We start from the raw sequence: 13,336 nt of genomic DNA on the forward strand, positions 1-13,336 counted from the left end.
TATGCCGATAAATGATAAGACCCCACGCCCGCAGGAATTCGCCGCGGTCGATCTTGGTTCTAACAGTTTCCACATGGTCATCGCCCGTGAGGTGGATGGCGCGTTGCAGATCATCGGTCGTCTGAAGCAGCGTGTACACCTGGCGGATGGTCTTGATGAGCGCAGCATGCTCAGCGAAGAGGCAATGGAGCGAGGCTTAAACTGCCTGTCGCTGTTTGCTGAACGCCTGCAGGGCTTCTCACCCTCCAGCGTATGCATTGTGGGCACCCACACGTTGCGCCAGGCGCTGAACGCGCCTGAATTCCTCAAGCGGGCCGAAAAAGTGATCCCCTACCCCATTGAGATCATCTCCGGTAACGAGGAAGCCCGTCTGATTTTCATGGGTGTTGAACACACTCAGCCGGAAAAAGGACGCAAGCTGGTCATCGACATCGGCGGCGGCTCTACGGAACTGGTGATCGGCGAAGATTTTGAGCCGCGTCTGGTCGAAAGCCGTCGTATGGGCTGCGTCAGCTTTGCGCAGATGTATTTCCCGGGTGGCGCAATCAGCCGCGAAAACTTCCAGCGCGCGCGCATGGCCGCTATCCAGAAACTGGAGAACCTGGCCTGGCAGTACCGTATTCAGGGCTGGAACGTAGCGCTGGGCGCATCGGGCACCATCAAAGCGGCACATGAAGTGCTGTTGGCGATGGGTGAAAAAGATGGGTTTATCACCCCTGAGCGCCTGACCTTGCTGACCGAAGAGGTGCTGAAACATAAAAGCTTTGACGCCTTAAGCCTGCCGGGTCTTTCCGACGAGCGCAAAGCGGTATTCGTACCGGGGCTGGCTATCCTGTGCGGCGTATTTGATGCGCTGGCAATTAAAGAGCTGCGTCTTTCCGACGGCGCGCTGCGTGAAGGTGTGCTGTATGAAATGGAAGGCCGTTTCCGCCATCAGGATATTCGTAGCCGCACCGCGCAAAGCCTGGCAAACCAGTACAATATCGACCGTGAACAGGCGAAGCGCGTGCTGGAAACAACCGTTCAGATATACGACCAGTGGCAGGAGCAGAACCCTAAGCTGGCGCATCCGCAGCTTGCCGCCCTGCTGAAATGGGCAGCGATGCTGCACGAAGTGGGACTGAATATTAACCACAGCGGAATGCACCGCCACTCAGCCTATATCCTGCAAAACAGCGATCTGCCTGGCTTCAACCAGGAGCAGCAAACCATGATGGCGACCCTGGTGCGCTACCATCGTAAAGCCATCAAGCTTGACGATCTGCCGCGCTTCACGCTGTTTAAGAAGAAGCAATTCCTGCCGCTTATCCAGCTGCTGCGTCTCGGCGTGCTGCTCAATAACCAGCGTCAGGCCACGACCACCCCGCCCACGCTGAAGCTCAAAACGGATGACAACCACTGGACCCTGAGCTTCCCGCCAGACTGGTTTAGCCAGAATGCGCTGGTGCTGCTGGATCTGGAAAAAGAGCAGCAGTACTGGGAAGCGGTCACCGGCTGGCTACTCAAAATCGAAGAAGAGAGCTCAGACGTCGCGGCGTAACGGCTCAGGTCTCGACCGGCGACGCCTCTGCTTCCAGCAGTGACTCAAGCGCCACCGGTCTGCCAATCAGATAACCCTGCACATAATCGATACCTAGCGCGTGAACCGCGCTACGTATCTCTTCTGTTTCGACATACTCCGCGACCACCAGCATTTTCTTCATTCGCGCCAGATGGCAAATCGAGGCCACTATCTGATAGTCCAGACTGTTGTTGACGATATTGCGGATAAAGCTTCCGTCTATCTTAAGGATATCGGCGTCCACGCTTTTTAGCCGCGCGTAGCTCGCATAGCCGGTACCGAAATCATCAATCGCAATGCGTACCCCCATTTTTTGCAACTGCCTGAGGGTATGTAACGCCTGCTCACCACTGCCGAAGGTGCTGCACTCGGTCACTTCAAATATCAGCTGCCAGGGTTCCACGGCGTATTTCGCCAGCAGACGACTCACCTCAGCCGGGAACTGCGCACGGCACACGGTGGAAGGGCCCAGATTAATGGCAAAACGCTGGCCGGGCAGATGTACCCGATGCTCTGCCAGGAAGCGTAGCGTGTTCTCCAGTACCCACAAATCAACCCGCGACGACAGACCAAATTCCTGGGCGACGGGCAGGAATTGCAAGGGAGAGAGCAACGCCCCGTTTGCATCTGACATCCGCAGCAACACTTCGTGGTAGCAATCGCCCCGCACGCCGCAAACCGGCTGGACCAGCAGAGTAAACGCGTTACTGTCGAGCGCACTTTGCAGACGGCTCATCATCGCAACCTTGTCCTTCAGGCTACGCTGGAGATGGACAGCACCGCGCTGCTGCAGATTTTCCGGATGGTTGGTCGAAATCGACAGATCGGCAATTACCCCCAGTTCACCGAGGACCAGATAGAGATGGGTCACCGGTGAGCGCACATAGCAGTAGCTCACGCCCACCTGAGGCTGCAGTGGCATCCCATCCCAGACAAAGCGGAACTGTTTAATATGCTCGTCCAGCGCCTCAATGCGTTGCTGGTGCGATTCCGCGTTAAGGCGAACCGCCAGGTCACAGCCGGTGAGGTGATAGACCCGCTCACTGGGCTGCAAGGTGCCATTGACCCACTGCGCCAGCTGCTGTTTATACAGGATCCGCAACAACACCCCGTAATTTCGGCCCAGCACCTCCAGCTCCGGAATGCGCAGCAAACAGAGCGCCGACCACGGGTTTTTGGCAAGATCGCGCGACAAGGCCCGCAGATTCGGCATATGGACAACCGGGTCGAGTAGCGCCAGCCTGCGGGAACGTTTATTTGCGGCGCGCTGGCAGGTGGCCAGCATCGACATGTAAATCACCACAAACGAAAAGACCAGATAGCTGGAAGAGGTAATTGCCAGCTGAATGTCATACCCGGACTGTTGAGGGATATAGCGGTAAAAATAGTGAATAGACACCAGCAGCACCGGGGTCCAGATAAGCGACATCAGCTTATAGCCAAACCGCATCGCTCCCCAGAGCATCACCGGCATCAGCAACGACAGGGTGTAGTTGGTGGTGAAAATCGAGCTGTTTTCATTCATCGGGAGCAGCAGGAGGGTAAGCAGTCCGCCAAGCGCAATGGCCCACAGCAGAAATTCAATGACCGTCACCTTTTTGTCTATCTGCATTCGCACCTGCGAGACAAGACTTCTGATATACCGCGGATGGCGAATCAGACGGATCAGTAAATAGCTTAACGGCACGCCCGTCAGCCCACTGACCAGCAGCGCCTGATAGTTAATCAGCGTACGAATATTAAGCGGGGTCAACCCCTCCAGGCTCTGACGGCTCTCATACACACCCAGATAGAGGGCAAACTGGAACAGCACCAGAAACAGCGTCGCGGGGCAAAAGGCCTGCCAGAAGATACGCTGCGCCATCAGTCTGACATCCCCGTAAGCCGTCATGCTGCGTCTGGGCGCAAACACCCGATACCCTCCCCAGCTGAGCACAACGGGGACAATAAAATGAAAAATGCCGGCGATGGTTTCGAACAACCCAACCGACGGGTAGTAGCGGATGAACAGTGACAATACGATGCCGGGAAGCGCTTCCAGACCAAAAAACATCATCACCGAAAGCAGAAAGGAGAGAGGTAAATAATAGAGTGCCACCAGACCATCGCCCAATCGGGTAAAGGTATTGGCAACGCTTAATACAGGCAGTAAACCCACCGGTAAAATAAGCGGTAAAGCCCACCAGCGGTCTTTATTGTTTTTCAGGAAAGAAATAATGTTCATAGATGCCCGTTTAAACCCCTTTCGCTCCAGAGGGAAATGAAGACAGGCATCCAACCTGACGTACCTGCCGCCCGACAACGTGCGGGGCGAACAGTATGGAGGTGGGATTTTAAATACCAGGCCAGGGAAACCGTTGACTTAAATCAAACTAATTTACTCAAACGATCCTTTCTTACATTTTTTTTGAAATAGTTTTCTTCATATTATCAATATGGTAAATGCAATTATTAATTTCAATAACATTAATTAATGTAACTATTGACGGTTATTTACACATTTGCGAATTGACCCTCTCTTCCCGCTGTGCCTTAATATCCCTGTCGCCCAAAAGGGCATGCCCAGGAAAAACACAGTGAGTCAGGCCACGCGTATGCGAAAACGACATCAGTTCAACACCCGGATGACCCGCATCATACTGCTTATCAGCTTCCTGTTTTTCTTCGGCCGCTTCGTTTACTCCTCTATTGGCGCCTGGTATCACCATCAGGACAAGGCCCAGTCACAGCAATCCAGCCTGACCGTTGATTCAGCCGATCGCTAACGCGTCGAAGGATTTTGTAATATCCGAATTATCCCTGCTATTCCTTTGCTCAGGATTTTATCCTGGCGCATCACCACAGCCAGCTGTCGCTGCAGCACGGGCGTGAGCGACATCACGCATAGCCCTTCGCGGTCAGCCGCCAGGTCTACGGCCATACGCGGCACGATACTGTAGCCAAGCCCCGCACGTACCATCCGCTTGATCGCCTCGATGCTGCCCAGCTGCATCACCGGCGTGAGGATTCGCCCCTCGGCCGCAAACCAGCCGTCGATCAGCGCCCGGGTGCCGCTGCCTGATTCAAAAGCAATGAATGGCTGCGCGTGCAACGCAGCCGGCGTCAACGACTGAAAACCGTCCTGCTGGTCCAGCGACGCGATAAAAACAAACTCTTCGTCCATCACCGGCGTAACGTCGAGCGCTCTTCCGCTCACCGGTAACGTCACCAGCCCCATATCAAGTCGGTTTTCTTCAATTGCCCGGACGATGTCGAGCGTATTGCCGGTCGTCACGCCCACTCTGAGAAGCGGATAGTCACGTCCGAGCTGCTGCAACAGCGGCGGCAGAAGATGAATGCAGGCCGTTGCGCCCGTGCCAAGCGTAATGGTGCCACTCACGTCGTGGCTGAACTCACTCACGGACCGAATGGCTTCATCCACCGCCTGCTGAATACGCTCCCCGTGCACCAGCAACGCCTGCCCGGCAGCCGTGGGTTTGATGCCCCGCCCGGTACGCTCTACCAGCCGGGTTTGCAGAAACTGCTCCAGCTGGCGGATTTGCAGGCTGACGGCCGGCTGGGAAATGCCCAGCAGGTCCGCCGCCGCGGAAAAACTGCCGCGCTGGATAACCAGACGGAACGTCGCGAGATAGCCCAGGTTGAGCATTGTCATTCAAAGTTTCTCTTATACAGCGCATAAGGTGACTGACCTGCCAGCACAATAGCGCGCTCGCTATGCTCAGGACAACTGCATAACGGAATGAAAAACAATGAAAACACCTGCCCTTCCCCGTCACCTCGCCCTCCGGGCAGGTTGTCATCAGCTTATCAACTGGGGGATCTCGTTTTATATGCCCGGGACCTTTGCCCAGGCGATTGTGGCCGACCGGGGGTGGTCATCACCGCAGCTCTACCTCGGCCTGACGCTGGCGATGCTGGTAATGGCGATGGTCTCCCCTTTTGTCGCCCGACTGCTGGCGTACGCTGGCGGGCAGAACGTGGTGATGAGCGGAACGTTACTGATTGCTGCAAGCTGCGCGGGCATGGCATATACGCAGACGCTCTTCGGCTGGTACGGTGCCTGGCTGGTTGCCGGTATCGGAATGCGGCTGTCGCTGTATGATGCGCTGTTCGCCGCGCTGGTGAACCTGTACGGCCAGCAGGCACGCAGAACGATCTCGCGCATCACGCTTGCAGGCGGGCTGGCCTCCGCGGTTTTTTGGCCGCTGGGTGATGGGCTGCTGAAAGTGATGAGCTGGCAACACGCATTGCAGATCTACGCCCTCTTTGGCCTGCTGAGTGCGGTGCTGATTCGCACGCTTCCCCACCAGCAGCTGGCGGCCCCCCCGCACGTTACCGCGCCGCCCGTGCGCGAGGAACGGCGTAACGGCTGGCGGTATGCCACGTTTATTGCCCTCATGACCTTTGTCTCTAACGGCACGTCCACCCATCTGCCGGAGTTTATTGCCAGTTTTGGCCTGCCGGTCGCCATCGGCATGCTGTGGGGAGTTGGCCAGACGGGCGCACGCGCCACGGAGGTGCTGGCGGGTGCACGCCTAACCCCACTCAACCTGACGCTCCTGACCGCCCTCGCCATGCCGCTTTGCTTTGTTATCGGGTTAAGCAGCTCGCTGTTTGTCGGGTGTGCCGCCGGTTTTGTGCTGGGCTACGGCGCCATCAACGGGCTGATGACGATAGTAAAAGCCACCCTGCCGCTGACGCTTTTCAGCGCCGAAAGCTATGCCCGCCGTACCGGCATGCTGCTCATTCCCGCACAGCTTATGGCCGCGGCATCGCCGTTTGCCTATGCGTGGCTAAACAAAACGCTGGGGATCGCCGGCGCAATGTGGGTTTCCACCGCGCTGACGCTGGTGATTGCCGGGCTGGCGATAGCGATTGTGCGCAGTGCCGACCCCGCGCGGAATGATGAAATGTATCCCACTGTATCCGGAGCGCCACGCTGACAAGCCGGTACAAAACGCCGCTCCCCGCAAACATCCCGGATACATAAAAATGGTTTTCTGTGTCTGTCATTGTTTGAAACCGAATTTGAAACCGATTGAGGAGAGACTCAGATGATCCGTCGTTATTTACTGCTCCCTGCACTTGTTCTGGCGTCAGCAACCTGCTCCTGGGCCGCACCGCTGGATAACCTCAGCGCTGCCGACGTCAACGGCCCTGCCGCTGTTGCCCCGCTGGAACATCCACAGGCGGCCGCTAAGCTGATTGTCGATCCACCGCTTGCCGGCCCGCTGAGCAAGGGGGCGGTCTTTATTCAATACCGGGCTGAAAACCTGCGCATCGAGCCGGTATTCGGGCCCGATGCGCTGAAGGTCACACCACGTATCGGCCATATCCATGTTGTGGTGGATGACGCCCCCTGGCACTGGGCCGATACCAGCGGAGAGCCAATCATTCTGGTTGGGTTACCCGCCGGGAAGCATAAAGTGACCATAATTCTGGCCGACCCCACGCATAAACCCATCGACCATAAAACCATTGAATTCACCGTACCGCCTCACGCAACGGTCCATCATTTTTAAGGAGCCAGACAATGAAAGCACGTTCTGTACTGACGGCGGGTCTGCTGGCGCTTTCAGCCAGCGCCTTTGCTGAGAGCAAAACCAGCGTGGTGCTGGTCCATGGCGCGTTTGCCGATGGCAGCAGCTGGAACAAGGTCATTACCCGGCTGCAAAAACAGCATACCGAGGTGATTGCCGTCCAGCTGCCGCTCACGTCGCTTAAAGATGACGTTGCCGCCACCCGGCGCGCCATTGCACGGGCGCAGGGCGATGTGGTGCTGGTAGGTCATTCCTGGGGCGGAACGGTGATCAGCGAAGCGGGCAACGATGCACGGGTAAAATCCCTGGTGTACGTAGCGGCCTTTGCGCCTGATTCCGGCCAGTCGACGGCGGACCTGGCGGGAAGTTACCCACCGCCAGCGGGGAGTGCGGATATCGCAAAAACGGCAGACGGGTATTTGTATCTCCCGCCAGAAGCCGTGATGAAAGACTTCGCACCGGATGCAGGCGCCGTTGAACAGCAGACCATTGCAGCCACTCAGGGGCCGATCAAGGCCGACGCGTTTGCGGAAAAAGTGAGTCATGCGGCCTGGCATGAAAAGCCAAGCTGGTTTGTGGTCAGCAAAAATGACCGGATGATTAACCCGGAGCTTGAACGTGCGATGGCGAAAACGATCCACGCGAAAACCACGGAAGTGGCAGCAAGCCACGTGTCGATGGTGAGTCAGCCGGATGATATTGCCCGCACGATTGAGCAGGTAATCACAAACCATTAAGCATGACACAACAGCCCGCGTAGCGCGGGCTTGCAGAGCGTCGGGTTACGTCACTTTCTGCACGTCAGTATCTTGCGCCTTCAGCGCCGTTCCATCCTGCGCTGCTGGTGCCATCAGGGGAACCGGCTTGCCGGTACGCCTGTCGATCAACAGCGAGTGGCGCTCCCCGCGCTCAAACAGATGCTGCTCTCCCCACTGGCGAAGCGCAACGACGATGGGAAACAGGCTTTCGCCTTTGTCTGTCAGGACATATTCCTGATACGACGTACCGTCCGACGCCCCCTGCATCGCGAGAATGCCCGCGTCGACCAGCTTGCGCAGTCGGTCAGCCAGAATATTACGCGCAACCCCGAGATCCCGCTGAAAATCCCCGAAACGGCGCATGCCGTCAAAAGCATTACGCACAATCAGAAGCGACCAGCGATCGCCAATCAGATCGACGCTGCGGGCAACGGGACAAAATTCCTGTTCAATCGGTTTACGAGACGGCACAGCGTTACCCCGGCGGGTCAGTCAACAATAACTGGTTGCATTTTAAAACCGCATAGCCTAGCCTTCAACTGGTTTCTTTTTAAAACCACTTTACCCAGGGCGAGGATTTGAACATGTCACACGCGTCACCACTACCGTCAGATCGAAAAACCGGGCACGTCCGCTCAGGCGACATGCCGCGTAGCCTGGTGTGGCTGTTCGCCCTCGCCAGCGGCTTAAGCGTGGCCAACGTCTATTACGCACAGCCGTTGCTTGACGCGTTGTCCAGAGACTTTGGCATCAGCCATGGTGCCATTGGCGGCGTGGTCACCGCCACGCAGATTGGCTGTGCTCTGGCTCTGCTGTTCGTGGTTCCTCTGGGGGATAAAGTGGATCGCCGGCGCCTGATGGCGCTACAGCTTGTCGTACTGATCGCCGCACTGGTCACGGTCGGCATGGCGCAGACGTCAACGATGCTGCTGGCGGGTATGCTCGCCACCGGCATGGCAGGAACGGCCATGACGCAAGGGCTAATCGCCTATGCCGCCAACGCCGCGTCGCCGCATGAGCAAGGCCGCGTTATTGGTGCGGCACAAGGCGGGGTATTTATGGGCCTGTTAGTGGCCCGCGTCGTCTCCGGAGGCATCAGTGATATCGCGGGCTGGCGTGGCATGTATCTCTCTGCCGCCGGGCTGATGATCATTATTGCGTTTCCGCTGTGGTGGAGGCTGCCCCGCTTGCCTGCGGTGCCTGAAACGATGAGTTACCCGGGCCTGATTCACTCAATGCTGACCCTGCTGCGGGAAGAAAAAGTCCTGCAGGTGCGCGGCGTACTGGCTTTACTGATGTTCGCTGCGTTCAATATTTTCTGGAGCGCTCTGGTGCTACCGTTAAGTGCCCCACCCTATAACTTATCGCATACCGCCATTGGTGCTTTTGGCCTGGCCGGAATGGCAGGCGCGTTAGCGGCAACCCGGGCCGGCGAGTGGGCCGATCGAGGATATGCCCGGCGCACCAGCGCGGCTGCGCTGGTCATGTTACACCTGGCGTGGTGGCCGATTTCACTGATGGACCGTTCGCTCGGTATTTTGCTCATTGGCATCGTGCTGCTCGATTTGGGCGGGCAGGCGCTGCATGTCACCAACCAGAGCCTGATCTTTCGCGCCCGCCCCGAGGCGCATAGCCGGCTGGTCGGGCTTTACATGCTGTTTTATGCCGTCGGCAGCGGTCTGGGCGCGCTGAGCACCACGATGACGTATGCCATCGCGGGCTGGCAGGGCGTCTGCCTGACTGGCGCAGCGGTGAGCCTGGTGGCGCTGGTGTTCTGGTGGGTAACGCGCAAGACAGGATAATGTTGATAAAAAAAGCCCGCGGGGTGCGGGCTTCTGCAACGTCAACGTGGATAGTCGCGGTTGATCCACGCGTGATCGTCTTCCCAGGTGAACATCCATTTTCGCACCGGACCGGCCATCACGTTGAGATAGTAGCTGTCATAACCAGCCAGCGTCGCCACCGGATGGTACCCCTTCGGCACCATCACCACGTCGCGGTTATAAACGGCCATACACTCATCCAGCGACCTGTCGTCGGTATAGACCCGCTGCATGCAGAACCCCTGCCCGGGATTGAGGCGATGATAGTAGGTCTCCTCCAGGTAGGTTTCCTGCGGTGGATTATCCGTATCGTGCTTATGGCTCGGGTATGAACTGGTGCAGCCTTCGTTGGTCCAGACCTCAACCACCAGCAGGCTGTCGGCGGGTTGATCTTCCGGCAGAATGTTGTGCACGTAGCGCTGGTTATGGCTTTTGCCACGCGCCTGCGCGTCGATATCCTGCGGAGCGATAAGCCGTGTCGGGAAGGTCCCTTTGCCGGGTGCGACACAGACCGCCAGCTCCAGCGTCGTCAGCGCCTTAATCTGCACCGTCTCCTGCGGCGTGACGTAGACCGCCCAGGGCTTTATGCGCTCAAACGGGCTCATCCGCTCGCCGATGTCAGTAAACTGCGCGGTAGGTGTGCTGATAGAGGCTCGTCCAGCCACCAGCACCAGACAGCGCTCTTCGCTGACGGCGGGCAGCGTCAGCATCTGCCCCTCCTGCAGTTCATACGCTTCAAAGCCAACGTATCCCCAGCCCGCGCGTTCCGGCGTGACGGACTGGGTGCGGCCCTCCGCACTCGGCGGTTGCCAGCGTGATAACAGACGTGACATGTCACCTCCTCAGATAAGCCCGGCGTCACGCGCCAGACGGCTCAGGTTGTTATACCCCAGACGGGCGTAAGTCAGCGGGTGAGCGATAGCAGGATCCTGCTCCGCCTCCACCACCAGCCAGCCGTGATAATCCTGCGCCTTCAGCAGCCGCATGATGGGCGGATAGTCCACGCAGCCGTCACCCGGTACGGTGAAGACCCCACTCAGCACCGCATCAAGGAAGCTGGTTTTGCGGTTTTTGACGTCCGCCAGCACGTCGGCGCGCACGTCTTTGCAGTGAACATGGTTAATGCGCGATGCCCAGCGCTGGGCCACCGCCAGCGGATCAGCCCCGGCAAAGGTCAGATGGCCGGTGTCCAGCAGCAGGCCCACCTCTTCACCGGTATGGGTCATCAGGTTATCGACATCTTCAGCGGACTCAATGACCGTTCCCATATGGTGATGGTAGGCAATCTGCACCCCCTGCTGCTGCGTGTAGCGGGCAAAAGCGGTCAGCTTCTCGCCGTACTCTTGCCAGCGCGCGTGCGGGAAGCGCGGGCGAAGATGAACCGGCGTCTGTTGCTCGCCGTGAATACAGCCGCTCACTTCGGCGAATACCAGCACCTTAGCCCCCAGTTCGCGCAGCAGCGTCAGGTGTGACTGCACGGCGGCAATCTCCTCCTCCACGCTACGCTCCAGCAGACGCCCTGAATACCAGCCGGAGACCAGCTGCAGATCGTGGCGCTGCAAAATGGGGCCAAGCAGGCGCGCCTCACGCGGGAATTTATTGCCCAGTTCGAAACCGGCAAAACCGGCCTCTTTCCCTTCGCTCAGACAGGTATCCAGCGGCGTCTCCGCGCCGAGTGAAGGCAGATCGTCGTTCGTCCATGTCAGCGGGTTAATGCCTAATTGCACACTCATTGTCGTCTCCTGAATTATGCGTGTCCGCGCTCGCGCCACCAGGCGATAAGCTGCAGGTAATTGTCCCGGATGCGTGCCACCAGCTGCGCATCGTCAATATCGTGTTTCAGCCATGCACGGGACGCATCGCCAAACAGCGTGCGTCCTACGGCAAAGCCCTTCACCAGCGCGTGTCCCGAGGCGGCTTTAAAATCAGCACGAAGCTGCGCAGCCGGGGCGTCCAGCCCGAGGATCACCACGCCACGGCAGTGCGGATCCCGACGTTCAATAATCTCGCTCAGCGCCGTCCAGCCATCGGCAGAGAGCGGCGGCAGTTTCCACCAGTCGGGATAAATCCCCAGGTTGTAAAAACGCGAGATGGCACGCAGGTAAAGCTCATCGCTGCGCGGCATGCTGGCTGGCAGGATCACCTCCAGCAGCAGTTCATGACCGGACTGGCAGCAGGCGTGGTAGACCTCAGCGATTTTCTGCTCCTGCTCCAGACGCAGGCCGTGCGCATCTTCCGGATGGAAAAAGACCAGGCATTTCACCACATGCTCCTGCGGCCAGCTGATGAGCTGCGTGCCGATGTTACCGTGCTCCATCTCCAGCGGCCGGGAGCCCGGCAGCTCAATAGGGCGGCCTATCCACCACCCTTCACCGGTAATCGCGTTCAGGGCGTCCTGACCAAAAGTACCGTCACACAGCAGACCGGCTTTGCCCTCAAGACCTGCGGTGCTTGCCGCCTCACGGCTGGCCTGCAGAATAAGCTGCTTCAGCGCCGGGATGCGCTTCAGGGATGCCCCGCACTGCAACGCCATATCTTCCAGCTGGCTGCGATGATCGAAGGCCATCACGCACAGCTCCGGCCACTCACGGCGGCGGGTGGTGACGCGGTGCAGATGGTTCAGGCGCGCGTCAAGATCGGGACGCGGCACCGACGCCGCACGCGACAGGTAGTCGTCCAGCTCAGCCTTGCTCGGCATCGCCGGGGCACAGCCGTGGCGGGAAACCACCAGCGCGCCACACGCGTTGGCATAGCGGCAGGCCTGCTCCCAGCCTTCGTCGTTAAGGTAGCCGCGCAGCAGGCCGGACATAAACGCGTCGCCCGCACCGAGCACGTTCAGCACCTCAACGCGCACGCCGGTCACCGTCAGACCCTCATCCAGCCGGGGCGGTATAGCGTCGGTGTACACCGAACAGCCAAGCGCTCCACGCTTGCAAACCAGCGTAGCGTTACTCACGGCGCGCACGCGACCCAGCGCCTGCAGGGTATCGGTACTGCCACCTGCAATGTGGAACTCTTCTTCGGTGCCGACAATGACGTCGAAAAGGTGCAGCACCTCCTGCAGTTCACGGGTCACGTTTTCTGCGGCAATAAAGCGCGTCTCCCCGTCCCCTAATGAGGTCAGCCCCCACAGTACCGGCCGGTAGTCGATATCCAGCACCGTGCGAACACCGTGACGGCGGGCATAGTTAAGCGCCGTCAACACCGCGTCACGGGTCTGAGGGTGCGAGAGATGGGTCCCGGTGATGGCAAGGCACCGTGCGGAGGCTATGTAGCGTTCGTCCACATCGCTGGCCGTGATGGCCATATCCGCGCAGTTATCGCGATAAAAAATCAGTGGAAAGGTGTCCCGGTCTTTAATGCCGAGGAGCACCAGCGCCGTCAGGCGTTCTTTGTCGGTGATCAGATGGCTGGTATCGCAGCCCACCTGGTGTAATTCTTCTCGCAGGAAGCGTCCCATATGTTCATCACCGACGCGTGCCAGCATCGATGAGCGCAGCCCCTGACGCGCCGTCCCGTAGGCCACGTTGCCGGACGAGCCGCCGAGATATTTCGCGAAGCTCGACACATCCTCAAGACGGGCACCAATTTGCTGACTGTAGAGGTCTACCGCCACGCGGCCCATGCATATCACATCAAACTGCTTTTCCACGT

At 58.5% G+C, this 13,336-nt stretch carries 12 protein-coding genes; 6 read left to right on the forward strand and 6 right to left on the reverse strand.

Annotated features, from left to right (window positions below; genetic code table 11):
- Position 1: 1 nt before the first annotated feature.
- Complete coding sequence (ppx, locus tag HV340_RS16335; protein WP_020883058.1) at positions 2–1,540, forward strand: exopolyphosphatase; 1,539 nt, start codon at positions 2–4, stop codon at positions 1,538–1,540.
- Between the two features lie 4 nt (positions 1,541–1,544).
- Here the strand turns inward: ppx and HV340_RS16340 are convergent, their stop codons facing one another.
- Positions 1,545–3,785: an EAL domain-containing protein gene (locus HV340_RS16340; RefSeq protein WP_040018113.1), complete on the reverse strand. Its 2,241-nt coding sequence runs from the start codon at positions 3,783–3,785 to the stop codon at positions 1,545–1,547.
- A 370-nt stretch (positions 3,786–4,155) separates the two neighbouring features.
- On the opposite strand from HV340_RS16340, the gene HV340_RS16345 reads away from it, so the two are divergent.
- The gene (locus HV340_RS16345; protein ID WP_020883056.1) at positions 4,156–4,326 is read left to right on the forward strand and encodes a YfgG family protein; all 171 of its coding nucleotides are present in this window, start codon (positions 4,156–4,158) and stop codon (positions 4,324–4,326) included.
- Here HV340_RS16345 and HV340_RS16350 read toward each other — a convergent pair.
- Entirely contained in the window at positions 4,323–5,213 is an 891-nt protein-coding gene (locus tag HV340_RS16350) for a LysR family transcriptional regulator (RefSeq protein WP_059305762.1), read from the reverse strand. The two genes, HV340_RS16345 and HV340_RS16350, sit on opposite strands and share 4 nt — an antisense overlap.
- A gap of 97 nt (positions 5,214–5,310) precedes the next feature.
- Here HV340_RS16350 and HV340_RS16355 point away from each other — a divergent pair, with 97 nt between their 5' ends.
- The 3 genes from HV340_RS16355 (at position 5,311) to HV340_RS16365 (ending at position 7,838) form a co-directional block, all read left to right on the forward strand.
- Positions 5,311–6,504 (forward strand): MFS transporter, encoded by a 1,194-nt coding sequence (locus HV340_RS16355; RefSeq protein ID WP_059305761.1) that lies wholly within the window; start codon positions 5,311–5,313, stop codon positions 6,502–6,504.
- Between the two features lie 111 nt (positions 6,505–6,615).
- Entirely contained in the window at positions 6,616–7,083 is a 468-nt protein-coding gene (locus HV340_RS16360; RefSeq protein ID WP_025203479.1) for a DUF6130 family protein, read from the forward strand.
- 11 nt (positions 7,084–7,094) lie between these two features.
- A complete protein-coding gene (locus HV340_RS16365; RefSeq protein ID WP_059305760.1) occupies positions 7,095–7,838 on the forward strand; it encodes an alpha/beta hydrolase in 744 nt (247 codons plus the stop codon).
- Positions 7,839–7,883: 45 nt separating this feature from the next.
- Here the strand turns inward: HV340_RS16365 and HV340_RS16370 are convergent, their stop codons facing one another.
- Positions 7,884–8,330, reverse strand: coding sequence for a helix-turn-helix domain-containing protein (locus HV340_RS16370; protein WP_040018117.1), 447 nt, complete (start codon positions 8,328–8,330; stop codon positions 7,884–7,886).
- Between the two features lie 113 nt (positions 8,331–8,443).
- Between HV340_RS16370 and HV340_RS16375 the strand changes: the two genes are divergently transcribed.
- The gene (locus tag HV340_RS16375) at positions 8,444–9,661 is read left to right on the forward strand and encodes an MFS transporter (RefSeq protein ID WP_059305759.1); all 1,218 of its coding nucleotides are present in this window, start codon (positions 8,444–8,446) and stop codon (positions 9,659–9,661) included.
- Between the two features lie 41 nt (positions 9,662–9,702).
- Here HV340_RS16375 and iolB read toward each other — a convergent pair whose 3' ends face one another.
- From iolB to iolC, 3 genes are read right to left on the reverse strand one after another with little or no spacing between them, the layout of a single operon-like run.
- Positions 9,703–10,515, reverse strand: coding sequence for a 5-deoxy-glucuronate isomerase (gene iolB, locus HV340_RS16380; RefSeq protein WP_059305758.1), 813 nt, complete (start codon positions 10,513–10,515; stop codon positions 9,703–9,705).
- 9 nt (positions 10,516–10,524) lie between these two features.
- Positions 10,525–11,415 carry a myo-inosose-2 dehydratase gene (iolE, locus tag HV340_RS16385; RefSeq protein ID WP_032680496.1) on the reverse strand — a complete coding sequence of 297 codons (891 nt, stop codon included), beginning with the start codon at positions 11,413–11,415 and terminating at the stop codon, positions 10,525–10,527.
- Positions 11,416–11,429: 14 nt separating this feature from the next.
- On the reverse strand, positions 11,430–13,334 hold the full coding sequence (gene iolC / locus HV340_RS16390) for a 5-dehydro-2-deoxygluconokinase (protein WP_059305757.1): 1,905 nt from the start codon (positions 13,332–13,334) through the stop codon (positions 11,430–11,432).
- Positions 13,335–13,336 lie beyond the last annotated feature (2 nt).

Origin of the sequence: Enterobacter sp. RHBSTW-00975, assembly GCF_013615235.1 — a bacterium.
Lineage (GTDB): Bacteria > Pseudomonadota > Gammaproteobacteria > Enterobacterales > Enterobacteriaceae > Enterobacter > Enterobacter ludwigii.